The sequence below is a fragment of the Paenibacillus pini JCM 16418 genome (assembly GCF_000576305.1).
Classification (GTDB): domain Bacteria; phylum Bacillota; class Bacilli; order Paenibacillales; family Paenibacillaceae; genus Paenibacillus_AQ; species Paenibacillus_AQ pini.
Map to the genome: position 1 here is coordinate 147564 of NZ_BAVZ01000009.1, position 23712 is coordinate 171275.

Sequence of the window (23712 nt, forward strand, 5' to 3'; positions counted from 1 at the left end):
GTAAACAATCATGAGGATCGGCTTAATTCGTCACGGGCAAACGGATTGGAATGTAATTGGAAGAATACAGGGCCAAAGTGACATTCCGCTTAACAATGAAGGTAGAAGACAAGCTGAACTGCTAGCGAATAGACTTCTTCAAGAAAAGGATTCATGGGATTTTGTAGTCAGTAGTGGTTTATCACGAGCTCAAGAGACGGGCAATATTATTGCTTCTAAACTTGGGATTCCATTATATGATCCAGACATACGTCTGAATGAACGAGCATTTGGGCAAGTGGAGGGTCTTACTGCAACTGAACGGGAACAAAAGTGGGGCCAGAATTGGGAGCAACATGATTTGGGTCAAGAGAAGGATGAAGATATTCAAGTTCGTGGTCTTCAGTTCATGGAGGACATGTGGATGAAATATCCTGATAAGAACATGCTTGTAATTAGTCATGGTGGATTTCTAGCACAGCTCTTTAGACGTCTCTATCAAGACAAATATACAGAGCGGATTGGGAATTTGTCACTTACGATACTTGAGAAAAAAGATATAGACTGGGTTCCACAATTGTTTAACTGCACACGCCATTTATTGGAGAATAAGTAATAACTCGATATGATCGGGTTATTTTTTTTGCCTTGTCCGAATAAAAATTGTAATAATTCCCATAATGGTATTAAAACGGCGAGGCGATGTGACATGAATTTAGCGGATATGCTAACGTATGCGGATATCGGTCAGCTGACAACCATTGCAAGCCATTATGCATGCCAGTGCAAGCGGAATTCAAAGCACGACCTGATCCAAAGTATACTGGTCACCTTGAACCGCAGGGAATTTATCGAGCAACAAGTAAACTCCATTTCAGTAGCTGATTTACGTTTTCTCAATGCCATTTTGTTTGATAAACGAGGATTATTCAGTCTAGAGGACATCATAGCAGTCGTTAAACAAACGTCATTCGATGATGACAACATTGAGTTACGAATCGAAAGTAAGAGTAAAGAAACACCAAGAGAAGCTATTGCACGTTACAAACGAAGTGGTTGGTTATTTAACGGGATGACGTCTAGTACCAAATATCTGTTCCAGATGCCGAATGATTTAAAAGAGCGTTTCCGAATTGAGCTAGGGGCTGCACTGTCTCGGCAAATATGCAGAACAGGTGAGCCTCCCGTATATCGTGAGGAACAGGGTTTATGTGCTGAAGACTTGTTGTTGTTCTTGCGCTACATTAAACAACAGTCTATAGAATTAAATCAGGAATTCATCATGTATAGACGGACTCAGCAGCAGATTATGGACATGTTCCATGTGCAAGAATCTCTTGTTGTAAAAGGTGGTTTTCGTTTTGGCTATGGCAGAATGTATAGTGCGTACCCAGACCGATTGGCCTTGCTTTACGATTACGCATATCAACAAGGATATATTGATGAGAATGGGAACATGCTTACTTTAACAGCACTTGGTCTAGAAGTAGCTGAAACTGGGAAAAAGGAAAATATGCTACATATGTTCCGCTTTTGGCTAAAGCTGTATAAGGGTGCAATACCGAATCTTTCATCGTTAGTGTATTGGACAAGCGAGTGTTGCAGAGATTGGGTTACGGTTTCTTCTCTACATGATTCACTTCGATATCTGATTAAACCCTATTACTATGACACAGCAGAATCCATTCTGAATCAGCGCGTACTGGGAATGATGATGCATTTAGGTTTAATCAGGATTGGCGAAAGCCCTCTCCATGGTAAGGTCATACGAATGACAACATGGGGAATGAAGCTTGCGGATAAGAGCTCTTATCTAGAGAATGGTTTGCTTGCTCCACTCATTGACAAGGGATAGATGTGTTGTTACAATCACTCCCAAAGTAAGGAGTGAAGTGGGATGTTAATCAAATATTACGAGCAAATGCCTCGTATTCATTCTTCAGTCTACATGGCTGAAGGTGCCAAAATTATAGGTGACGTTCAAGTAGGAGAAGAGTCAAGTATATGGTTTAACGCCGTTCTCAGAGGAGATATGGCGCCCATTCTGATTGGTAACCGTTGCAATATTCAAGATGGACCGTTGGTCACGTTAATACGGATCAGCCGCTCATTCTCGCTGATGAAGTATCGGTTGGACACGCTGCTATTATCCACGGATGTACGATAGGCAAAGGTACATTAATTGGTATGGGGGCGATCGTACTGAACGGTGCAGACATTGGTGAATATGCTTTAGTAGGAGCAGGTTCTATCGTTACTGAGAACAAAAAGATACCACCCTATACACTTTCTCTTGGTTCACCTGCCAGAGTAGTTCGAGAGCTAACTGAGGAAGATTTACAGAGAATGACCCGGACTATGGAAGGATACGTTGAGAAGGGGAGAGCGTATAGGATGTTTTAAACAAAGCTTCGGAGGTGCATCCTATGGATAAAATGAAAGTTACGTATGAAGTCATGTTGGGGCTGGCGGCTGAAATGGTATGGATGAAGCGTTGCGTAATCACCGGGGCGAAGAACTTTATCGTGAAATTGACAGGGCGCTTGCTTCAGGAGACGAGGCGGCTTTTCTTAATCTAACGGATGAACTGAAATTACTCTATAGAATGAATTAGTAATAGAACCGATATCGGCTCCGTGTGAAATTAAAAAAGAAATGCAGCTTAAATCTGCATTTCTTTTTTTTTACTTAAAAAAAGGCATATAATGAAATATAATGGTGAAAAATGATGGAAAGGGTGAAATCATGAAATTCAGTGAAGTAGAGGAAACAACTTGGGATGAACTCTCCCCATATTTTGACACCTGTCTTATACCTTATACGGGTTTAACTGGAAATGAAACTCCGATTCAAGCAACAAAGGCGCTGGAGCGATTGCGTGATTTTATGGATCTGGTGGAAATCCCATTTAAGGGAAGAGTGATTACATACCCAGCATTTCAATATGGACTTGGAGAAGATTATTCATTATTAAATGAAGTATGTCATCATGTCAAAACTACAGGCTTTCGTTATGTGATTATAATGACGGCGGATGCTAACGTGGATGGAGAAAAACTGAACAACTGCAACTTACTACTATCTCTTCAAAGTATGAAGGAAGAGGGACAAGCCATTTCAGCAGCAGTTATTAAAGAAAAAATACAGAATTTATGGAGTGAGTAGGATTAAAATGCAAATGTGACAGAAAATCAACAATTTAATTGGTGAATTCTTCAAGAGTTCCATAAAATGATATGTAAATTCTTGACGGTCTTATAAGGCTCATATATTATTATTATGTCCTAGTAAGTCGTGTGATAATAATCATTGAAGTACTAAAAGAATTGGTTGACAAAGGGGGTTGAAGACATTATGAGCAACCAAAATGATCATCATGAACCATCGGAAAAGCCACCCGGTCGTAAAGAAATGTCCCGTCGACAATTTCTTACTTATACTTTGGGCGGTGCCACTGCTTACATGGCTGCCGGTGCAGTATTACCAATGGTGCGTTTTGCGGTAGATCCTATTCTACACAGAAAAGGTGAAGGCGAATTCATAAAAGTGGTCGAAGAGAGCAAAATTACCGATCAACCACAAGAGTTCACTTTTGAATTACCGCAGCAGGATGGATGGTATGCAAGTACAGCAACATTAATCGCTTGGATTCGTAAGGATGAAAAAGGGAAGATTTATGCTTTGTCCCCAATCTGTAAACATCTAGGGTGTACAGTAGGATGGAACAATGATAAGAATTTCCCGGATGAATACCACTGCCCATGTCACGGGGCGCGTTACACCAAACTCGGCAAGAACTTGGCTGTAGCACCTAAACCACTGGACACTTATAAGATTAAGAGTGATAAAGGCTGGGTTTATTTAGGCGGTATAGAGCCAAATACTGAAGTGAAATAGGAGGCGTAGATTCGGATGTTTAAGAATGTCTACAACTGGATTGATGAACGTCTTGATGTCACGCCGATATGGAGAGACGTTGCTGACCATGAAGTCCCGGAACATGTTAACCCGGCGCATCACTTTTCTGCGTTTGTATACTGTTTCGGCGGATTGACGTTTTTTATCACAGTCATCCAAATTCTGTCGGGAATGTTCCTGACAATGTATTATGTACCAGACATCATTAACGCATATGCAAGTGTAGAGTATTTGCAAACGCAAATTGCGTTTGGTCAGATTGTTCGCGGTATGCATCACTGGGGAGCCAGCTTGGTTATTGTAATGATGTTCCTACATACGATGCGTGTGTTCTTCACAGGGTCTTACAAAGCTCCTCGTGAAATGAACTGGGTTGTCGGTATGTTGTTGTTCTTCGTTATGTTGGGCTTAGGTCTGACAGGCTATTTGCTTCCTTGGGACAACAAAGCTTACTTTGCAACAAAAGTTACATTGGAAATTGCAAACTCTGTTCCGGTATTGGGACCCATCATTAAAGAGTTCCTGCAAGGCGGTACAATTGTAGGTGCGGAAACGCTTACTCGTTTCTTTGCACTTCACGTCTTTTTCCTCCCGGCCGTATTGCTTGTTCTGATGGTTGGACACTTTATCATGATCCGCAGACAAGGAATTTCCGGACCACTATAATAAGAAGGGAGGAATATCGATGGCACACGGGAATAATTCAAAAGAAAAAGTAGTATTTGTAGGCGATTCACGTGTACGTAAAGGAAACGGTTTCATTACACCGCCAGACTATACGTCATATCCAGGTAAATCGGAAGCGTTTATCCCTAACTTTTTGTTGAAAGAATGGATGGTTGGCGTTGTTGTTCTGGTCGGATTTTTGGCACTTACCATTGCCGAGCCAGCTCCGCTTGGTTTCCCTGCGAATCCGAGTGCGTCTGTTATTCCAATGCCTGACTGGTACTTCTTGTTCCTGTATCAATATTTGAAACTTCCATATGCATCAGGTAGTTATATTGTACTCGGAACACTAGGTGTGAGTGGTGTAGCCTTCGGATCTCTACTATTGGCACCTTTCCTGGATACAGGAAGTGAGCGCCGTTTCTACCGTAGACCGATTGCATCATCATTAATGATTCTGTCTTTGATTGCTACGATTTACTTAACAAATAGCGCATGGACACATTATAAGGCTGAGATGGCTGAAACAGGCCAAATCTCTGAAGATATTCAACGTGAAGAGAAAGCTGCTGAGAACAAAGCTAAAGGTCTTCCGACCTCAAGTGCCACAAAGACAAAAGAAATTGCGATTGTGGACAAGGAAGATCCAGCAATGGAATCCTTTAAGAAAGCAGGATGTATTTCATGTCATGCTGCTGATATGAAGGGTGCTGGCGGACCGTCCCTACGTGGTGTAGGCGACAAACATGATAAAGCAGCCATTGCTAAGATCATTAAAGAAGGCTATGAAGGTAAAATGCCTCCCCAATATGACAATGCCATTGCGGCTGGTCTAACGGATAAGGACATTGATCATCTGGCTGAGTGGCTTAGTAAGCAAAAAGCTGAAAAATAATGGATCTTCACACACAACCTGATCGTAACTTGCGATCAGGTTTTTTTAAATGAAATCATTGAACAGGGGGATCAAGGTGTCTATATCCTATTTATGGAGCCGCTCTTTATTAATGAACCGATATTTTCTATGGCTATTGTTTGTGTGTAACCTATTGGGCACAGTTTACGGATATATTTGGTACGCACAACAGATGGTGTATACCATGGATCATAATCCGTTCTGGCAAGTTATATTTGTACCAGATAGCCCCACAGCAAGTTTATTCTTTACAATTGCAGTTTTGTTCTTGTTATACCCACCTAAGAGTCTGCTAGGTATAGGTTTCCGGCATTTAGTAGAGGCTCTAGCCGTAGTGACTTCTGTCAAATATGGCATTTGGGCGGTGAGCATTATATTTGCGAGCGTTGCCCAGGGAAGCGAAATGGTATGGCAAGATTGGATGCTTGTTGCTTCACATACAGCCATGGCTGTGGAAGCATTGATTTATGTTCGTTTCTTCAAATTCGGAGGTTCAGTGATTATTGCAGCGGCTGCCTGGACTTTTTTAAATGATACGGTTGATTATACATATGGCATATTTCCTTGGTTGCCCCAGCAGTTAAATGATGATGTGTCGAGTATTCAATTTTTCACGTTTGGACTCACGCTCTTTAGTGCATTGATTACATGGCTAGCGCTGAAGCAAGCTAAACGTTACTAAGATAAAACGATGTTCTATAGACATCCCTTCTACCATACATTTACGGTAGGAGGGATGTCCTATGTTACGAATTAAATTAACCTGGCAGTGGGCGATGGTGTTGTTAATCCTGCTCGGGAGCCTATATTATGGTTCATCATCTGCATGGGCATATCAAGCAGATGATGAACCATTACAGATGAATCCTGTAGGTAGTCCTCTAGTACAAGCGGAGCGACTTGATACGGCATCGGAAACGTTGTATCAGCATGTGCTCGAAGGAAATATAAATCTTGTTCAACAAGATATTCGCGAAGTGGCACAGATTTTTGAGTCATCTTCTCTTCAGGGCCTAACGACTGTAGAGGGAATTCATGCGATTGCGGAGAGTATTGTTGAGATGAAAGAAGCGACGGTCCAGGCTCGTATCCAAGAAGAGCAGTGGTTAACGGCATCGGCTAAACTTCGGATGGCAGCAGATAGTTTAAGTCACCCACGGCAACCCGTTTGGCTCCAATATTATAAGGTTATTCGTGAGGACTTGAACAATATGAATGTTGCAGTCGTTGCAAAGGATAAACAGGGGCTTAAAAATGGATATGAAAGTCTTCGTCGTCATTATGAAGTGATTAGACCCGCAGTTATTATTCAACGTAAAAATGGAGAAATCGCCATTATTGATTCATGGGTTTCATATGCGGGTGGAATTATTTCCTCTACTTCAACGGCTTCAATGGATATGAGTGGACTTATTTCACAAGGGGAAGAACAATTCAACGGATTATTCGGCAAAAAGAAGGATGAGCCTGCTTTAGCATCATTGGATTCGGTCAATACGCCTTGGCCATGGGTGGTCTGGTCTGGATCTTTCATTCTGATCATTCTCGCTTATGCAGGGTACAGGAAATATAGAGGAGAGCAAAACACGTTTCAAAGCGTTGAACCTAAGCCTAAATTTTGAGGCATTTTATCAGTAAAAAAGCACGCCAGCATCATCTGGCGTGCTTTTGTTTTTTTAATTATATAAGCATTTACTCTTCACGAAATCCTTCACCATGCACATCATGCACATCGTTAATTATGACAAAGGCTCTAGGATCGACAGATTTGACGATTTCGTTCAAACGTCGGATTTCTTGACGTGCTACAACACAGTAAGCCATGTGTTTGGCCTGCTTAGAATAAGCTCCAATAGCAGGGATTAGAGTAACGCCACGTTCCATCTCGATTGTGATTTGATCAGCAATTTCAGGAGCATGGTCGCTGATAATGGTAAATGCCTTGGCAGCATATGCACCTTCTTGAATGAAATCAATAACTTTGGACGAAATAAAGACGGCTACCAGCGTATATAGGATTTTTTCCCTCGGTATAAAGAAAAGGGATGCGACGATAATGATGATATCAATAGCTAGAATAACCTGTCCCATACTAAAGCCAAATTTACGGTTGAAAATGCGTGCCACGATATCAGAACCGCCTGTCGTTCCGCCGAAACGGAATACTATGCCCAAACCCGCACCAAGCGTAACTCCGGCGTACAAGGATGCTAAAATGAAATCCCTTTCGGTTTGAAAAGGTGTAATCCATTGATACGAAATCATTTTCTCAATCAGCCAGAGGAAGAAAGTTAAAGATGCTATTCCGACTCCGGTATATACCATCTGCTTACCGCCAAGAATTTTCCATCCGATTAAAAACAGAGGAATATTCAGCAGTAGAGTGGATAATGCAGGTGGGATGCTGAAAGCGTAATTAAGGAGCACAGTAACACCCGTGACGCCGCCCTCCATCAGTTGATTGGGAATGATAAAATAAAGTAACCCAAATGCATAGATAGCTGCTCCCAGTATAATGGGGAAGACAGTTTTGAACACTTTAAAAAACCCTGATGATTTCATGAAATACCTCACAATAACTAAAGTAGCAAATTGCTATTTCTTCGCTCCATCCATAGTATACCTTTTTCCCTAGAGATTAAAAAATATTTGTTTTCAATAACGCTTTACGATAACATATGAAGTAAAACATTCGTCATAACAGCTATGACGTATGAATTTAATTTGAAATTGGGTGATCTAAGGTGGAAAAGTCTTTGGCCGAAATGCAGCGTGAAGTAGACCTTTACATCTCCCAGTTTAAAGAAGGTTACTTCAGTCCTTTAGCGATGCTAGCTCGAATGTCAGAAGAAGTGGGAGAACTCGCTCGCGAAGTGAATCATGAATTTGGGGAGAAGCCCAAAAAGCCTTCAGAAGCTGATAATTCTATTGAGCTTGAACTAGGAGATATATTGTTTATAACACTTTGTTTTGCCAATTCACTGAATATTGATCTGACGAAGGCTCATGATCAAGTGATGCATAAATTTAATACACGTGATAAAGATCGCTGGACGAAATTGAACACCGATTAGGCCATTCATACATATGCTGTACCAAAACCCGAGGAGTATGGGGGGATGGTACATGAAAAAAGAACCTTTGGTTCAACAGGCTTATCACTGTATTTTACAAAATGACTTCGAAGGGGCACTGCACTGGTTTGAAGCAGCTGTAGCGGAGAATCCGGAAGATGCGGATATTCATTATCGCTGTTCCGTCACATATGCACGTAGTAACCGGTTGGAGCAGGCCATGCAGCATGCATTACAAGCTTCTACCCTTGCTCCTGAGAAACCGGAGTATAGGTTGTACTATAACCATTTAAGAGCCATGCGTCTCGTTCAAGATGCCCGAAGAATCATTGATACACTTACTGCTGCACCTGCGAGTGAGTTATACCGGGCAGTATCTATTCTTAAAGAGGCTAACCAGCTTGACCCTCTTTATGGGGATGCATATATATGGCTTGCTTTGGCTTACAGCCAATTAAATGAACATGCACGTGCCTTTTCAACCTTAAAAGAAGTGATCGCTCTGCAGCCTAATGATCATGCTTTGCAGGAAACATTCGAACAACTCAAAATTAGACTAAATACGTATTTGCATGACTCATCAGACTAGTTGAAGGAAGCGAGGGACTGCATAATGACAGAACCAATTAAAGTGGCTGTGGCGGGAGCCGGAGGCCGTATGGGTAAGGAAGTAATAAAGCTTGTATTAGAAGACGAAAGCTTAGAACTAGTTGCTGCGATCGGTCGCTCAGACGAAGGGACCGATGCAGCTGATCTTGTTAATTTGCCATCCTCAGGTATAACGGTTGTGACGGATCTAGAACTAGCTTTGGTTGAATCGAAGCCAGATGTATTGGTTGATTTTACTACGCCTAAATTTGCTTATTCCAATACAGCATTAGCTATTTCACTTGGAGTTCGTCCGGTCGTAGGAACGACTGGATTTACAACAGAGCAAATAGAAGATCTGGACAAGCAGTGTAAGGCAAAAGGGATTGGTGGATTAATTGCTCCGAATTTCTCCATTGGCGCTATTCTGATGATGAAGTTTGCTGCTCAGGCTGCTAAGTATTTTCCTCATCTTGAAATCATGGAGTTTCATGGGGATCAGAAGCTGGATGCCCCGTCTGGAACAGCTATTAAGACAGCGGAAATGATCGCTCAGAACCGAGAAGAAATTCGTCAAGGTAACCCGAAGGAAGAGGAAACGATTGATGGTGCACGCGGTGGTTATTATAATGGCTTCCGTATTCATAGCGTTCGTTTACCAGGGGTGTTTGCTCAGCAAGAGGTCATGTTTGGAGGTTTTGGTCAAACGCTGAAAATCCGTCATGATTCATATGAACGCGCAGGGTATATGCCTGGTGTGAAACTTGGAATTGAGAAAGTTATGCAATACGCAGGAATGATTTATGGTTTTGACCATTTTATTGAATAATTTACATTGACCCACATAGCCATCACAAGAGAGGTTGGAGAAATATGTTGAAAATTGCATTTATCGCACATGATCGTAAAAAAGATGAGATGGTCAATTTTGTAACAGCTTATGAACATGTATTCGAAGGTCATAAATTGTATTCAACAGGCACAACGGGACAACGGATTATGGAAGGTACAGCTCTGAGAATCCATCGTTTCATGTCCGGACCTCTGGGCGGAGATCAACAAATCGGCGCACTAGTGGCGCAGAATGAAATGGATTTAATCATTTTCCTCCGCGACCCTCTAATGGCACAACCGCATGAACCAGATATTAATGCCTTACTTCGTCTATGTGATGTTCAGGGAATTCCACTTGCTACAAATATTGCAACAGCTGAAATTTTGGTGAAGGCGCTAGAACGCGGTGATTTCGCTTGGCGTGAGCTTGTCCATAAGTACAAGCCAGGTGAAGAAGTGTGAGTGGTCAGTTAGATATCCTCGTCTTCGGAGCTCATGCAGATGATGCAGAGATCGGAATGGCGGGAACGATCCTTAAACATGTAGAGGCAGGGTATCGTGTTGGGATATGCGACTTAACCTTTGCAGAGATGTCCTCTAATGGCACTGTTGAAAGACGTCAAGAAGAAGCACGCGCGGCAGCAGATGTGTTAGGTCTGACGATGCGCAGTAACTTAGGCCTAACGGATCGTGGATTATTTATTACATCAGAACATATCGAAGCGATTACAACTGAGATTCGACTACATGCACCGAAAATCGTGTTTGCTCCTTTCTGGGAGGACAGGCACCCCGATCATGTTGCTTGCAGCAAGCTTGTGGAAGAGGCTGTATTCAATGCGAAGCTTCGCCGTTACATGCCAGAGTTGCCTCCGGTTCAGGTGGATCAGCTTTATTTTTATTACATTAATGATATGGGTAAAGCGGATTTGATAGTTGATGTGACTGAACAATATAGCCGTAAGGAAGAATCCCTACTCTGCTATCGTTCACAGTTCGAAACTTCACTTCAAGAAGATGCTGTGTCGACTCCTTTAAATCAAGGGTACATTGAACGTGTACGTTCACGGGATCGACTAACGGGCCAACGCAGACTCGTCACGTTTGCAGAAGGTTTTGCGGTTAAATCACCGTATTTGCTCCATACATTTAGTACAGGTTCCACAATATAAGTCAGGACGGAAATCAGGAGAAATTTCTCCTGATATTCATGTTTCTGGCTATTTGATTCTTGTGGCCAATTGGGCAAGTAGGCGAATGATTTTATTAAGGAGGGACCAAGTTGAGCCAGTCACTTAAAATAGGTATTACCTGCTATCCGTCACTAGGCGGATCGGGTGTCGTTGCGACCGAACTCGGAAAGCTGCTTGCCGAGAAAGGTCATCAGGTTCATTTTATAGCACACAGTATTCCATTCCGTCTTGGTGGAACTTTTCATAAAAATATATTTTATCATGAGGTCGAGGTTAGTGATTATTACGTCTTCCGCTATCCACCCTATGATATGTCACTTGCAACAAAAATGGCTCAAGTAGCTAAGATGCAGCAATTAGACATCCTTCATGTTCACTATGCGGTGCCACATGCAGTCTGTGCATTTTTGGCTAAGCAAATGGTTGGCGAGAAGCTGAAGGTCGTTACAACGCTTCACGGAACCGATATTACGGTATTGGCGCAAGATGAGTCACTTAAGGACTTAATTCGTCTTGCTATTAATGAAAGTGATGCAGTAACGGCTGTTTCTAATGATTTGATTCGTGAAACTAGAGATGTCCTGGATATTACACGTGATATTGATTTAACCTATAATTTTGTAGATAAACGGATTTATTATCCGCGAGATACATCTTCTCTACGAGATGACTATGCAAAGCCGCATGAAAAAATATTAATGCATATATCCAATTTCCGGCCCGTAAAAAGTAGGGGATGTGGTTGACGTATTTGCAAAAGTGAATGAGAAGATGCCTTCGAAGCTATTGTTTGTTGGCGAAGGACCAGAACTTCCAAAGATACAATGTAAAATCAATGAGCTTGGACTTGAAGACAAAGTTTATTTCCTTGGTAAGCAAGATGAAATTGCCCAGGTCATTTCGTTAGCCGATGTCTTATTGCTCCCTTCTGAAAAAGAGAGTTTTGGACTTGTTGCGTTAGAAGCAATGGCATGTGGAGTACCTACAGTTGGCTCTCAAGCGGGTGGCATACCGGAACTCGTTGTCCATGGTGAAACGGGATTCCTTACTCCAATTGGAGATACATCGCAAATGGCGGAGTACGCGATCCGTTTACTTTCGGATGCAGAATTAACAGAACGTTTTCGTGAAGCATGCCTGCGTAGAGCATGTAAAGACTTCGCAGATGGTCTTATTACGAAGAAGTATGAGCAAATTTATTATCGTGTACTTGGTCGTGAAGTGCCGGAGCTAAGTCCTCTGATTGGCTAAGTACTTATATGCGTTGTTCCCCTTACTAGGGATAGGTAAAGTAATGGCTCTGGATGCGGGAGGTAAATGAAGTGGGAAGTTGGATACAGGCGGATGCCGAAATGGTTGCTGAGGGCGAACAAGTGCTACGCATACTTCTTGATAACGGCTATGAAGCCTATTGGGTAGGTGGCTGTGTTCGTGACGCTTTAATGGGCCGTCCCGTAAATGATTTAGATATTACAACCTCAGCTTTACCAGAAGAGGTTATATCTTTGTTTGAGAGAACTGTCCCCACGGGCATGGAACATGGGACGGTAACCGTATTAAGGGGAAAATTTAGTTATGAAGTAACCACCTATCGGGTCGAAGGCGCTTATGAGAATCATCGGCGTCCGGCCGAGGTGAGCTTCGTTCGCAAGTTGTCTGAGGATTTGCTAAGACGTGACTTTACGATGAATGCGATAGCTAGGTCACTTCGGGGTGAACTGGTAGATCCTTACGGTGGTGCAGTCGATATTGAACATGGAATTATACGTTGTGTAGGCGAGGCCAAACTCCGATTTCATGAAGATGCACTGCGGATGCTGAGATGCATCCGCTTTGCTGCTGTCTTTGATTATTCAATTGCATATAACACATGGAAGGGACTGCGTAGGGAACGTAACGGCATCAGCTATATCGCTGTGGAACGGATACGTACCGAGATGGAGAAATTAATGGCAAGTTCGCATCCTGTAAAAGGACTTGCGCTTCTCGAACGAAGTGGAATGATGCAATTCGCTCGCATTCCTTTTACATACCATCCAGATCATGCGGTCATTTCTCTTCTTGATCATGTGCCCGATAGTGAAACGGCTGTTCGCTGGGTCATACTTTTCAATGCATGCGGAATATCAGGTGCAGAAGCGGCAAGGATTCTGAAACAGTGGACCTTCTCTAATGAGAGAATTCAAGAGATCACGTCTATTCTTTATATAGATAATGAAGTTATACATTGCATGAATTCTATTTCAAATGAACAGATGAAAATCAAGTGGATTCAACTTACGATTCAATATGGAAAAGTTGCAGCAAAGCGATGGCTTTTCCTGCGCAACATACTTAATATGGGGCCTACGGAACTAACTCTTGCTGCGTCATGTTGGCTTAAGGATATGACCGTGTACAGTTTAAATGAGTTAAATATTACAGGCACTGAGGTCATCACGGTAGCTGAGCGTAAAAGTGGACCTTGGGTTGGAGATACACTCAAGCATTTGCTGTTAAAGGTGGCATCAGGCGATTTAGATAATGATCGAACAGCACTAATTGAAGAAGTGAAGCGGGTGATATCAGATGAAAAAAGGTGAAACCCTGTTACATATATTTAGTCAGCATCCCGAAACCTTTGTATCAGGCGAGGAAATTAGCCGGAGCTTATCCATAAGCCGCACAGCGGTCTGGAAACAGATCAATAAATTGCGCGAAGCGGGATATGAATTTGAGGCTGTACCTCATAAAGGTTACCGTATGGTAAGTAAGCCGGACGCGATTCAGCCGGTTGCTTTAATACAGGCGCTGGGCACTTCCATGATGGGTAGTCGCTTAAAGGTGCTTGGGAGTACGACCTCAACGCAAGATGAGGCTAGAGCATTAGCTGAAGATGGTGCTCCTGAAGGTACGCTCGTCATTGCTGAAGAGCAGACTGGAGGCAAAGGGAGATTGGGGCGTAAATGGTTTTCACCAGCTGGTAAAGGTGTCTGGATGAGCCTTATTCTTCGTCCTAACCAACCCTTGCAGGATACGCCTCAACTGACTTTGCTAGCTGGCGTAGCGGTTTGCAGAGCTGTTCGTAAGATGACTGGACTTGATGCAGGCATTAAATGGCCCAATGATTTACTTGTTGATCGTCGGAAGATTTGTGGGATTCTTCTTGAATCTGCGGCTGAAGAAGAGCATGTAAGATACTGCATCGTCGGGATTGGGATTAGTGTCAATCTAGATGAAACAGACTATCCACCGGAACTACAAGGTGTCGCTACCTCGTTGAAGATCGCGAGTGGGACCACTGTAGACCGTACTCAACTGATCGCAGCCGTGATGGTGGAGTTTGAAACTCTATATGAACTTTATTGTAGTCAAGGTTTCCAGCCGATTGCTTCGTTATGGGAAGCTTTATCTGTAACACTGGGAGAGTCGGTTACCATCAAAAATATTTACGGAGATGAAGTGCACGGAGTAGCAGCAGGAATTAGTGCTGCTGGTGCACTGTTAGTCGATATGGGCGATGGCAGGCAAGTTCCTGTATTTTCCGGTGATGTCGAACTTAAACGGTGAAGTATTGAAAGAAATTTGTTATAATGATATGTAAGAGGCGGTATCGATTGCTCGAACTGCACTCTTGCAATATCAGTCTAATTTTATGGACGTAGTAATTTGCATTGAAACTGATTGCAGTTACGTTGGATTCTGCTCTGAGCCGAGAGGACCGAGACAGAAGGGACGATCGCAAACGATCCTTTTTGGCCTTTCGGACCTTTTTAGTGACAAACTATGAAGGTTTTTTTGTTTGGATTTTTATTCCGAGACGTGAAAGGGGAAATTGAAACATGGCTAACAAACATGCATTATCTATTGTCAAAATGAAAAAAATGAAACAAGAAGGTGTCCCGCTCAGTATGGTGACTGCCTATGATTATTCATCAGCTCAACTGGTTGAGGAAGCTGGCATTGACATGATATTAGTTGGTGACTCTCTGGGGAATGTGGTACAGGGTGAGCATACGACTTTGCCAGTGACCATTGAAGATATGGTTTATCATACGAGAGCTGTAGTTAGGGGAGCAGGTAACACATTTATTGTGACGGACATGCCTTTTATGACATACCACGGTAGTATAGATGAAACGCTTCGCAACGTAAGAAGAATTATGCAAGAGGGTCATGCCCATGCCATTAAAATGGAGGGTGGACGTGAGATCTGTGAGACGGTTAAGAAGATTGTGCAGGCGGGAGTTCCTGTAATTGGTCATATTGGACTCACACCTCAGTCTGTGAATCAGATTGGTGGATATCTCATTCAAGGTAAAGATGAACAAGATGCACAGAGATTGCTTGAAGATGCTAAGGCATTGGAGCAAGCAGGTGCTTTTGGAATTGTTCTAGAGCTTGTAACGGAAGAAGTAGCTCGATTTATTTCCGAGCAGATTAGCATTCCAACGATTGGTATTGGAGCTGGACGGTACTGTGATGGACAGGTACTTGTATTTCATGATTTGTTCCAATATGCCTCTCCATACCGCAGCAAACGTTTCGTGAAAACTTATGGCGATGTAGGGACCATGATCCGTGAAGGGGTTAGTCAGTATGTTAAAGAAGTGAAAGATCGCTCTTTTCCAGCTGAAAACCATGTATTCACAGCAGAAGACCATGTAGTCGAAAGCTATATGGTAAATCAAAGGAGAAGGTGCACTCTTCATGAAAGTAGTCAGAACGATTACTGAACTTCGCAGCGAATTGAAAGACTTGAAATCTGAACGTGGTGTGGATGGGAAGATCGGACTTGTGCCTACTATGGGATTTCTTCATCAAGGTCATGCTAGTCTAATGCGAAAAGCCAAGGATCTTAGTCAAATCGTGGTCATCAGTATTTTTGTGAATCCGATTCAATTTGGTCCGGGTGAAGATTTCGAAACCTATCCGCGTAATGAGGCTCAAGATTTGGAACTTGCTGAAAAAGAGGGTGTGGACCTCGTCTTCATCCCTACTGTAGAAGAGATGTACCCAGTTCCAACGAAAACGATTATTCACGTGTCTGCTGTTACAGAGCGTTTATGCGGAGCGTCACGCCCGGGTCATTTTGACGGGGTAACAACGGTTGTGAGTAAGCTGTTTAATATTGTTCAGCCCGATATGGCTTTCTTTGGTATGAAGGATGCGCAGCAGGTAGCGGTTCTTCAACAAATGGTCAATGATCTCAATATAAATGTAGATATTGTTCCTTGCCCTATTATTCGGGAGCAGGACGGGTTAGCTCTGAGTTCTCGTAACGTGTACTTAAGTGCCGAGGACCGTGCACAGGCTTTAGTGCTCTCACGTTCTCTGCAAGCGGCTAAGCAAGCTCTAGAAAGCGGAGAAGCGAGGACTGCTCAAGAAGTGCGAGATGTACTTGTAAGCATTATTAATCAATCTTCACATGCGGTCATTGATTACACGGAAGTATTATCTTTTCCAACGCTTGAGCCATACGAGGATCATGAGGATTTATCAGAACGTAATCATGCAACCTTGATTGCATTAGCCGTGAAATTCGGTAAAACGCGTCTCATTGATAATGTACTGATTGAATCCAAGGAGGAATGTTCCCATGTTTAGAACGATGATGAAATCCAAAATTCACCGGGCAACGGTGACAGAAGCCAATTTAAACTATGTAGGTAGTATTACCATTGATGAAGATTTGATGGAAGCTTCAGATTTACTCGAGAATGAGAAGGTGCAAATTGTTGACAACAACAATGGAGCACGTCTTGAAACGTATGTTATTCCGGGACCACGTGGTAGTGGGGTAATTTGCCTGAATGGTGCAGCAGCTCGGATGGTTCAGCCTGGAGATACTGTAATTATCATTTCTTACGCTATGATGTCCAGTGAAGAGCTTATCCATCACAAACCTAGGGTTGTTTTCGTTGATGAGAACAATAAGCCTGTTAATACAATGAATCATGAGGTACATGCAACGATTTTATAATCGTTTAGTAAAGGATACAATCAATGGCAGGTCCATCAAGGGATTAAAAGCACCACTTCTACAGAAAATGAATGCAGGTAACCGCACTGAATTTATTTTTGTTTAAGGGTGGGATGCATCCATGTTTCAACATGTATTCGCGGAAATGAACGACATGTTAGAGGAAATCGTGAAGCATTACCCAACAGCTCATGATGTACAGAAGCAACATTTGATTCAAAAGTGGAATTTACTCAAAAAAATGAGTGATGACATGATTGAAGAATGGCTTTCTTTTGAAGAAAAGATGGGTACATTCCGTGAACATACGGCATTACCGCCTGTCTTTCCACTTGGCGAAATTCCCGAAATGGAGATGGATCTCTTCATTCGAGGCCAGGGTTATTTTAAGCTTCTGATGTACCGTCAAGCAATTCAGCAATTTTCCCATTTAATTATGGCGGTTCCCGGCAGTATGCTTGCACGAATGTATATTGCAATGGCACATCTTCATTTGGAGGAGACAAGTGAAGCGTTAATGCATTTTGAGTTCATACTCCCGCATGCTAGGCATTATAAGCTTAAGGCGATGATTTACAATGCTCTTGGATGTATCGAGGCTAAACGTGGGGATGCAGGAGGAAAAGCCCAGCAATATTTCACCCTTGCACTTCAGCATGATCCAACTCTGCCTGACCCCCTCGTGAATTTACAAGTGTGCCAGCAGAAGAGTGGTCAGCTTCAGTATGGCAGTCAGTTGATTTCACTGATGTAAAGGATCATCAAAAGACGATGCAGCAGCGCATTATGCGTTCGCATGCATCTCTTTTTTTGTAGAGCGTTAATTTTCAAATGGTACATCTTCTGGTATGCTGTTTAAGAGACTGGAATGAAAGGATTTTATAAGCTATGAAATTTGCCGTACTGGACTTTGAAACAACAGGCAACCAGTCCGCCGATGAAATTATTCAAGTAGGACTTGCATTATAGAAGAAGACTTAACCATTTCACGTGTTTATGGTTCTTATGTTAATCCCGGAATCGATATTCCGCCTTTTATAACAGGTTTAACGGGTATTTCAAATCAGGATGTCGCTGATGCGCCTTCCTTAGAAGATATGATGATGGAACTAGTGCCCATGCTTGATGATGTGGTGCTTGTTGGACATAATGTAGCGTTTGATTTTAATTTCTTACAGAATGCCTTGGATCGATGCGGATATTTGCCTTTTGCGGGACGAATTTTGGATACGCTGGATTTCTTGAAAATCTGTTTTCCTTCACTAACTACGTATCAGTTAGGTATGGTTACTTCCCATTTCGGCATTATACATGATCGACCTCATCATGCTGACAGTGATGCACTTGCTACAGCTCATGTACTATTGAAGTGTTTGGACGAACTTAGCACCTTGCCGCTCATTACCCTGCAGCGTTTAAGTGAACTCTTCGCTGCTGAAGATAGTGATCTAGGCTGGTTCTTTGATGGGTTATGTCAAGAGAAGGAAAAAGAGCCGGTTCAGGATTTGGAAAGTTTCCATTTCTATCGTCAGCTCGCACTTGCTGTAGAAGACTGGACTGAAATGACTCCACCTCGTGATGATGAGGATGAGAATCCTCTGAAGCAGGTCGACTTTAAGCAATATATGGAAGACATTGAGAAACGTTTGCGGGATATTATGCCTCATTATGAGGCGCGTGAATCACAAAACATTATGTTTGATGAAGTTATTAATGCGTTGTCCAATGACAAGCATTTATTGATTGAAGCTGGAACGGGAACTGGGAAATCTCTTGGATACCTCATTCCTTCTATTTATCAAAGTGTGAAACAAGAACAGAAAGTTATGGTAAGTACACATACGATTAACTTACAGGAACAGCTTCGTGAACGCGATGTTCCGCTGTTGACACAAGTGATTCCTTTTCCTTTTAAGGCTGCAATTTTCAAGGGTAGACAGCATTATTTGTGTTTGAGAAAATTTGAACATAAAATAAACAGAAGAGATTTCATGAATCCTAAAGATGATACGATCATTTCTGCTCAAATGATGGTCTGGCTCGCACAAACCGAAAGCGGAGATGATGAGGAGCTGAATCTTGGTGGACGGGGAGGAGACTATTGGGAGACGGTAAGTAGTGACTCGGATTCCTGTCTTGGACGCTCCTGTCCTTGGTTTCGCAAGTGTTTCTATCACAGAGCTAAACATGAAGCGGGCATAGCTGATGTGGTCGTTACAAACCATTCTAAGCTGTTTACTGACGTGAAGGCAGGACATCAATTGTTACCTCCTTATGAGCGGCTAGTTATTGATGAAGCACATCATTTAGAGGATGTTGCAGGTAAGCATCTGGGCATGCATATGAAATATTTCACAGTTGTTCATACGCTTACTCGTCTGTACAAAGATAGTCGTAATGGACAGCTCCCAGCTATGCGTCAACAGCTTCAATCGTCCGCCTATGAGCAGGCAGGGCAATGGGTCTCCGTTATTGATCGACTAAGCGAGCATTTGGTGGAAGTCAAAGAGAACTGGGATAAGCTAAGTGAATTACTATTCTCAATTATTCCCGAACGCAGCGATGCAAATTCAGCTGATTCAGGACAATACGTCCTTAGACTGAAGCCAAGTGCAAGACCTAAAGAGTGGGATGCGCTCGCAGCATTAGAGAATAATCTGTATGTTACGATTAGTGAAATCGTCCGCAAGGGCGAGAGAATGCTGAACGAATTTAAAGAAGAACAAGATGATTATGGTGCAGATAGTCTGATTACGGATATTGGCGGCTTATTTAAAGATTTGGCGACAGAAAGGGATAACCTTCGTTTCTTTATAACGCTGAATGATGAGACAGTTGTGTACTGGATGGAGGCTAGCGGTCATTACCGCAGTAAGTCTCTGCAACTATATGCTGTGCCAGTGGATGTTAGCAAACAATTGAAAGATCTCTTTTTCGATAAAAAGAAAAGTGTTATTCTGACTTCTGCCACCTTATCTGTGGATAAGTCATTCCAGTATATGATTGATAATCTGGGTTTACAGGAGGACGCAGATCATGGCCGGTTAGTCACGGTTCAGCTTCCTTCACCATTTAATTACAGGGATCAAGCTCTGCTAGTCATTCCAAGGGATTTTCCAAGTGTAAAAGGAAGCATAGGCGATGCGCTATTCGTCGATACGCTTGTTCGCTCGCTTGCCGATGCTGCAGTTGCTACACATGGACGAATGATGGTCCTATTCACTTCTTACCGCATGCTGCGTCAGGTGCATGAACCACTGAAGAACGCATTAGCAGCTAGCGATATAGCAGTATTAGGTCAAGGTGTAGATAGTGGTAGTCGAAGCAAGCTGATACGCAGATTTCAGGATAGCAGCGCTTCTGTGCTTCTAGGAACGAGTAGTTTCTGGGAAGGCGTGGATATTCCAGGCGAAGCATTAACTTGTCTTGCCATTGTGCGTCTACCATTCCAACCTCCGAGTCATCCTATGGTAGAGGCGAAGAGTGAATTACTGCAAAGACAGAAGAAGAATCCATTTATGAAGCTTTCTGTGCCTCAGGCTGTTATTCGCTTCAAGCAAGGCTTTGGTCGTCTCGTACGAACAGCACAAGACCGAGGAATTGTTATTGTATACGATACTCGGGTTATTGAATCATACTATGGTAAATATTTTTTATACTCCCTACCTGGTCCCAAAATGGAGCATATGCAGACAGATCAGATGATTCCTCGTATTTCTGAGTGGCTGCATGAGGATAAGCAACGTAAATCAGTAGAGAACTAAAGATTTGTAGTATAAGTTATTTATTAGGGGGAGCACGCATGAAATCGGAGAAAATATCCGAAGCTGTCGTTCGTAGACTGCCAATCTATTTAAGATATCTAAACGAGCTGAACAAGCGGGAAGTGGCTACGGTTTCTTCCCATGAGCTTGGACAGAAGCTTGATTTGAATCCAGCTCAAATTCGTAAAGATTTGGCGTATTTCGGTGATTTTGGCCGTAAAGGGATTGGATATGACGTATCCTATTTAATAGAAAAAATCCGTCAAATCCTCAATTTAGATCAGCAAATCAATGCGGTACTGGTTGGAGCAGGTAATCTAGGAATGGCCTTATCCAATTATAATTTTTATTTGAAGGAAAACATGAAAATTGTAGCTGTTTTCGATTCTAAACCTGTAAAAGTCGGCACACATATTAACACGCTTACTGTTCAGCCCATGGAGGAGCTAAGCGAGACGATACAGGCTAATAAAATACGTATTGGTATTATTACGGTGCCTGATTTTGAAGCTCAGAATGTAGCAGATATGCTAATTTCATCTGGGATTGAAGCCATATTAAATTTTGCACCTACGATATTGAAAGCTCCATCTCATATTCGTATTCATGCTGCGGATTTTACAACAGATTTACTCAGTTTGGCTTATTATCTGGAAGATGGAAAGGATGAGATCATTGATGACGGACAAGTTAAATAATTTGAGCCAAACGAGCCCAAATTCAAACAAATGGATGATTAAGAACGGTGCTTTTTCAGTACAAGATGGGGACAAAGCCGTTATTCGTGGTTATATGGTTATAGAAGATGACCTGATTAGCTATATAGGAGAAGAAGCTCCAGCGAATGTAGAGGGTATTCCCGTTATAGACGGAACGCATTTATTCTTTATGCCAGGCTTAGTGAATACTCATGGTCATGCTGCAATGTCGCTTTTAAGAGGCTATGGAGATGACCTTGCTCTTCAAGTTTGGTTGCAAGAAAAAATGTGGCCTATGGAAGCTAAATTTACCTCATCAGATGTGTATTGGGGCACGTCACTATCTGTTGTTGAAATGTTAAAAGGTGGAACGACCACGTTCTTAGATATGTATGATCATATGGATCAGGTAGGAAAAGTAGTTGAACAATCCGGTATGCGTGCATCTTTGATGCGGGGAGCAATTGGGTTATGTTCAGAGGAACTTCAGAAGCACAAACTGGCTGAAGCTATCGCTTTTGCGAAGGATTGGAATGGAAAAGCAGATGGAAGAATTACGACCATGCTTTCTCCACATGCACCTTACACATGTCCGCCTGCGTTTTTTGAGAAATTTGTACAGGCTGCTCATGATTTAGACTTACCTATGCATACACATATGTCAGAAACTAAAGCTGAAGTGGAACAGAATGTACAAGATTACGGTCTGCGTCCAGTTGCTCATCTCGAGAAGATGGGAATGTTTACGCGTCCTTCCCTCGTTGCACATGGTGTTCATTTGAATGATGAAGAAATTGATATTCTTGCGTCTCACCACGTAGGAGTCTCTCATAATCCAGGCAGTAACTTGAAGCTTGCTAGTGGAGTCGCGCGGGTCATTGAACTTATGAGAGCGGGAGTTAAAGTATCCCTTGGTACGGATGGAGCAGCTAGCAACAATAATTTGGATATGTTTGAAGAAATGCGACTTGCGGCCTTAATACATAAAGGAGTGTCCGGTGATCCAACGGCAGTTCCTGCTGCTGAAGCATTAAGAATGGGCACGATTTATGGTGCAGAATCGTTATTCCTCGACCGTGTTGGTGTGCTTGCACCTGGTATGAAGGCAGATATGATTGCACTCAATACAGATCAGGCTCATTTCCTACCTCATTCTGATCTAATTTCTCATGCTGTATACTCCGCATCTGCCAAAGATGTAGAGCATGTATGGGTAGATGGTAAACAAATCGTCAAGCATGGCGCTTGCCTGACTTTAGATGAAGAGCGGATCCGTCGGGAAGCACAAGCTGCTTTTGAAGGTCTACTCTCCCGATAGGGAGGATTGCCGCAGAAAGGAAGTTCAGGTTGAAGAAGATCAAATTGAAATGGATTCTTATAAGTTGTCTGGCACTCATCTTAATTGTGTTTGGAATATATCGTTACTATGCTTATGTTATGCATGATCAGTGGGACGAGAGAAACTTGGCGATGATTGAAGCTAAGAAATCTACTGATTTGGTCAGCGTGTCCAACACGCAAAAGTCAGTATGGGATGAGAACAATATATATTGGGTCCTTGAAGGAAAAAATAAAGCAAAACAAGATGTTATGGTGTGGGTGAACTTTACGAGGACTGGTAAAGTGAAGAAAGGACCCAATGTAGTTCACAGTGAACTTATGACTAATGGTATTTCTAAAGAAAAAATGGAGGCGCAGATCAAGACCCTGATTCCAGGGGTTGAGGACATGAGACTCCTGCCAGGCGCTTATGATGGTGAATACGCATGGCAACTATTTTACAAAGTTAAAGATCATTATTACTATCGGTTTTTCCGTTTCAGTGACGGGAAGGAACTTGGAACTGTTTTCACTTTACCTAATCGATAATAATCAATACAACAACCCAAAGAACCCCATGTCTACCATGGGGTTCTTTGGGTTAAATGTGTATAAAATTTTAAATAAATTCACACATTGGATTCGATTCTATATATACAATATGATATACTTTGAATTGTACAAAAGAGATATATTCATTGCATGATAGAAATATACGATATAAAGCAATAAAAACGTGTAAGTGAAGCTAAAGCTTCGTTCTTAACACGATTCTATGGTTATTTCTGTATGTTTTTTTG

23 protein-coding genes and 4 pseudogenes are annotated in these 23712 nt (G+C 42.3%); 26 read left to right on the forward strand and 1 reads right to left on the reverse strand.

From position 1 onward, the window contains the following. Window positions 1–10: 10 nt before the first annotated feature. From JCM16418_RS14335 to JCM16418_RS14380, 10 genes and pseudogenes are all read left to right on the forward strand, one after another. Window positions 11–595 carry a histidine phosphatase family protein gene (locus tag JCM16418_RS14335; RefSeq protein WP_036650130.1) on the forward strand — a complete coding sequence of 195 codons (585 nt, stop codon included), beginning with the start codon at window positions 11–13 and terminating at the stop codon, window positions 593–595. A 93-nt stretch (window positions 596–688) separates the two neighbouring features. Next, window positions 689–1834 carry a hypothetical protein gene (locus JCM16418_RS14340; protein ID WP_036650132.1) on the forward strand — a complete coding sequence of 382 codons (1146 nt, stop codon included), beginning with the start codon at window positions 689–691 and terminating at the stop codon, window positions 1832–1834. Window positions 1835–1876: 42 nt separating this feature from the next. Next, window positions 1877–2382: pseudogene (locus JCM16418_RS14345) on the forward strand (gamma carbonic anhydrase family protein). A gap of 23 nt (window positions 2383–2405) precedes the next feature. Continuing rightward, window positions 2406–2593: pseudogene (locus JCM16418_RS14350) on the forward strand (IDEAL domain-containing protein). Window positions 2594–2724: 131 nt separating this feature from the next. Continuing rightward, a complete protein-coding gene (locus tag JCM16418_RS14355) occupies window positions 2725–3144 on the forward strand; it encodes a DUF2487 family protein (RefSeq protein WP_036650263.1) in 420 nt (139 codons plus the stop codon). Window positions 3145–3333: 189 nt separating this feature from the next. After that, window positions 3334–3876 (forward strand): Rieske (2Fe-2S) protein, encoded by a 543-nt coding sequence (locus JCM16418_RS14360; RefSeq protein ID WP_172679232.1) that lies wholly within the window; start codon window positions 3334–3336, stop codon window positions 3874–3876. A 15-nt stretch (window positions 3877–3891) separates the two neighbouring features. Then, complete coding sequence (qcrB, locus tag JCM16418_RS14365; protein WP_036650134.1) at window positions 3892–4563, forward strand: menaquinol-cytochrome c reductase cytochrome b subunit; 672 nt, start codon at window positions 3892–3894, stop codon at window positions 4561–4563. 19 nt (window positions 4564–4582) lie between these two features. Further along, window positions 4583–5458 carry a menaquinol-cytochrome c reductase cytochrome b/c subunit gene (locus JCM16418_RS14370; protein WP_036650137.1) on the forward strand — a complete coding sequence of 292 codons (876 nt, stop codon included), beginning with the start codon at window positions 4583–4585 and terminating at the stop codon, window positions 5456–5458. Between the two features lie 76 nt (window positions 5459–5534). After that, entirely contained in the window at window positions 5535–6161 is a 627-nt protein-coding gene (locus JCM16418_RS14375; protein ID WP_036650140.1) for a DUF1405 domain-containing protein, read from the forward strand. Window positions 6162–6222: 61 nt separating this feature from the next. Beyond that, complete coding sequence (locus tag JCM16418_RS14380; RefSeq protein WP_036650143.1) at window positions 6223–7101, forward strand: sporulation protein YpjB; 879 nt, start codon at window positions 6223–6225, stop codon at window positions 7099–7101. Window positions 7102–7171: 70 nt separating this feature from the next. Here JCM16418_RS14380 and JCM16418_RS14385 read toward each other — a convergent pair whose 3' ends face one another. Continuing rightward, complete coding sequence (locus JCM16418_RS14385) at window positions 7172–8041, reverse strand: YitT family protein (RefSeq protein ID WP_036650144.1); 870 nt, start codon at window positions 8039–8041, stop codon at window positions 7172–7174. 182 nt (window positions 8042–8223) lie between these two features. On the opposite strand from JCM16418_RS14385, the gene JCM16418_RS14390 reads away from it, so the two are divergent. The 16 genes and pseudogenes from JCM16418_RS14390 (at window position 8224) to JCM16418_RS14465 (ending at window position 23461) form a co-directional block, all read left to right on the forward strand. After that, entirely contained in the window at window positions 8224–8553 is a 330-nt protein-coding gene (locus tag JCM16418_RS14390) for a nucleotide pyrophosphohydrolase (RefSeq protein ID WP_036650147.1), read from the forward strand. A gap of 52 nt (window positions 8554–8605) precedes the next feature. Beyond that, window positions 8606–9142: a tetratricopeptide repeat protein gene (locus JCM16418_RS14395; RefSeq protein WP_036650151.1), complete on the forward strand. Its 537-nt coding sequence runs from the start codon at window positions 8606–8608 to the stop codon at window positions 9140–9142. Between the two features lie 24 nt (window positions 9143–9166). Continuing rightward, window positions 9167–9970 (forward strand): 4-hydroxy-tetrahydrodipicolinate reductase, encoded by an 804-nt coding sequence (gene dapB, locus JCM16418_RS14400; RefSeq protein ID WP_036650153.1) that lies wholly within the window; start codon window positions 9167–9169, stop codon window positions 9968–9970. A 44-nt stretch (window positions 9971–10014) separates the two neighbouring features. Further along, on the forward strand, window positions 10015–10437 hold the full coding sequence (mgsA, locus tag JCM16418_RS14405) for a methylglyoxal synthase (RefSeq protein WP_036650155.1): 423 nt from the start codon (window positions 10015–10017) through the stop codon (window positions 10435–10437). Further along, window positions 10434–11147, forward strand: coding sequence for a bacillithiol biosynthesis deacetylase BshB1 (gene bshB1 / locus JCM16418_RS14410; RefSeq protein WP_036650158.1), 714 nt, complete (start codon window positions 10434–10436; stop codon window positions 11145–11147). Before mgsA ends, bshB1 begins: the two co-directional genes overlap by 4 nt. A 110-nt stretch (window positions 11148–11257) precedes the next feature. Further along, window positions 11258–12419, forward strand: a pseudogene (gene bshA, locus JCM16418_RS14415) (N-acetyl-alpha-D-glucosaminyl L-malate synthase BshA). 71 nt (window positions 12420–12490) lie between these two features. After that, on the forward strand, window positions 12491–13750 hold the full coding sequence (locus JCM16418_RS14420; RefSeq protein WP_158442436.1) for a CCA tRNA nucleotidyltransferase: 1260 nt from the start codon (window positions 12491–12493) through the stop codon (window positions 13748–13750). Continuing rightward, window positions 13737–14717 (forward strand): biotin--[acetyl-CoA-carboxylase] ligase, encoded by a 981-nt coding sequence (locus JCM16418_RS14425; protein WP_036650163.1) that lies wholly within the window; start codon window positions 13737–13739, stop codon window positions 14715–14717. Before JCM16418_RS14420 ends, JCM16418_RS14425 begins: the two co-directional genes overlap by 14 nt. A gap of 272 nt (window positions 14718–14989) precedes the next feature. Beyond that, window positions 14990–15883, forward strand: a complete 894-nt coding sequence (panB, locus tag JCM16418_RS14430) for a 3-methyl-2-oxobutanoate hydroxymethyltransferase (RefSeq protein ID WP_148298818.1) — start codon at window positions 14990–14992, stop codon at window positions 15881–15883. After that, complete coding sequence (panC, locus tag JCM16418_RS14435; protein ID WP_036650166.1) at window positions 15858–16754, forward strand: pantoate--beta-alanine ligase; 897 nt, start codon at window positions 15858–15860, stop codon at window positions 16752–16754. The genes panB and panC overlap by 26 nt, the downstream gene beginning before the upstream one ends. Further along, window positions 16747–17130, forward strand: a complete 384-nt coding sequence (gene panD / locus JCM16418_RS14440) for an aspartate 1-decarboxylase (RefSeq protein ID WP_036650168.1) — start codon at window positions 16747–16749, stop codon at window positions 17128–17130. The genes panC and panD overlap by 8 nt, the downstream gene beginning before the upstream one ends. Before the next feature lie 121 nt (window positions 17131–17251). Further along, complete coding sequence (locus JCM16418_RS14445; protein ID WP_036650170.1) at window positions 17252–17884, forward strand: tetratricopeptide repeat protein; 633 nt, start codon at window positions 17252–17254, stop codon at window positions 17882–17884. A gap of 134 nt (window positions 17885–18018) precedes the next feature. Beyond that, a pseudogene (gene dinG / locus JCM16418_RS14450) lies at window positions 18019–20894 on the forward strand (ATP-dependent DNA helicase DinG). A 38-nt stretch (window positions 20895–20932) separates the two neighbouring features. Then, entirely contained in the window at window positions 20933–21592 is a 660-nt protein-coding gene (locus JCM16418_RS14455) for a redox-sensing transcriptional repressor Rex (protein ID WP_036650172.1), read from the forward strand. Then, window positions 21573–22910: an amidohydrolase gene (locus JCM16418_RS14460; RefSeq protein ID WP_052020302.1), complete on the forward strand. Its 1338-nt coding sequence runs from the start codon at window positions 21573–21575 to the stop codon at window positions 22908–22910. The genes JCM16418_RS14455 and JCM16418_RS14460 overlap by 20 nt, the downstream gene beginning before the upstream one ends. Window positions 22911–22939: 29 nt before the next feature. Continuing rightward, window positions 22940–23461: a cell wall elongation regulator TseB-like domain-containing protein gene (locus JCM16418_RS14465; protein ID WP_036650174.1), complete on the forward strand. Its 522-nt coding sequence runs from the start codon at window positions 22940–22942 to the stop codon at window positions 23459–23461. Window positions 23462–23712: the final 251 nt, after the last annotated feature.

Coding starts and splice junctions, on each gene's coding strand:
- JCM16418_RS14335 (WP_036650130.1), top strand. CDS start 11: ATGAGGATCGGCTTAATTCGTCACGGGCAAACGGATTGGAATGTAATT.
- JCM16418_RS14340 (WP_036650132.1), top strand. CDS start 689: ATGAATTTAGCGGATATGCTAACGTATGCGGATATCGGTCAGCTGACA.
- JCM16418_RS14355 (WP_036650263.1), top strand. CDS start 2,725: ATGAAATTCAGTGAAGTAGAGGAAACAACTTGGGATGAACTCTCCCCA.
- JCM16418_RS14360 (WP_172679232.1), top strand. CDS start 3,334: ATGAGCAACCAAAATGATCATCATGAACCATCGGAAAAGCCACCCGGT.
- qcrB (WP_036650134.1), top strand. CDS start 3,892: ATGTTTAAGAATGTCTACAACTGGATTGATGAACGTCTTGATGTCACG.
- JCM16418_RS14370 (WP_036650137.1), top strand. CDS start 4,583: ATGGCACACGGGAATAATTCAAAAGAAAAAGTAGTATTTGTAGGCGAT.
- JCM16418_RS14380 (WP_036650143.1), top strand. CDS start 6,223: ATGTTACGAATTAAATTAACCTGGCAGTGGGCGATGGTGTTGTTAATC.
- JCM16418_RS14385 (WP_036650144.1), bottom strand. CDS start 8,041: ATGAAATCATCAGGGTTTTTTAAAGTGTTCAAAACTGTCTTCCCCATT.
- JCM16418_RS14395 (WP_036650151.1), top strand. CDS start 8,606: ATGAAAAAAGAACCTTTGGTTCAACAGGCTTATCACTGTATTTTACAA.
- dapB (WP_036650153.1), top strand. CDS start 9,167: ATGACAGAACCAATTAAAGTGGCTGTGGCGGGAGCCGGAGGCCGTATG.
- mgsA (WP_036650155.1), top strand. CDS start 10,015: ATGTTGAAAATTGCATTTATCGCACATGATCGTAAAAAAGATGAGATG.
- JCM16418_RS14425 (WP_036650163.1), top strand. CDS start 13,737: ATGAAAAAAGGTGAAACCCTGTTACATATATTTAGTCAGCATCCCGAA.
- panB (WP_148298818.1), top strand. CDS start 14,990: ATGGCTAACAAACATGCATTATCTATTGTCAAAATGAAAAAAATGAAA.
- panC (WP_036650166.1), top strand. CDS start 15,858: ATGAAAGTAGTCAGAACGATTACTGAACTTCGCAGCGAATTGAAAGAC.
- panD (WP_036650168.1), top strand. CDS start 16,747: ATGTTTAGAACGATGATGAAATCCAAAATTCACCGGGCAACGGTGACA.
- JCM16418_RS14445 (WP_036650170.1), top strand. CDS start 17,252: ATGTTTCAACATGTATTCGCGGAAATGAACGACATGTTAGAGGAAATC.
- JCM16418_RS14455 (WP_036650172.1), top strand. CDS start 20,933: ATGAAATCGGAGAAAATATCCGAAGCTGTCGTTCGTAGACTGCCAATC.
- JCM16418_RS14460 (WP_052020302.1), top strand. CDS start 21,573: ATGACGGACAAGTTAAATAATTTGAGCCAAACGAGCCCAAATTCAAAC.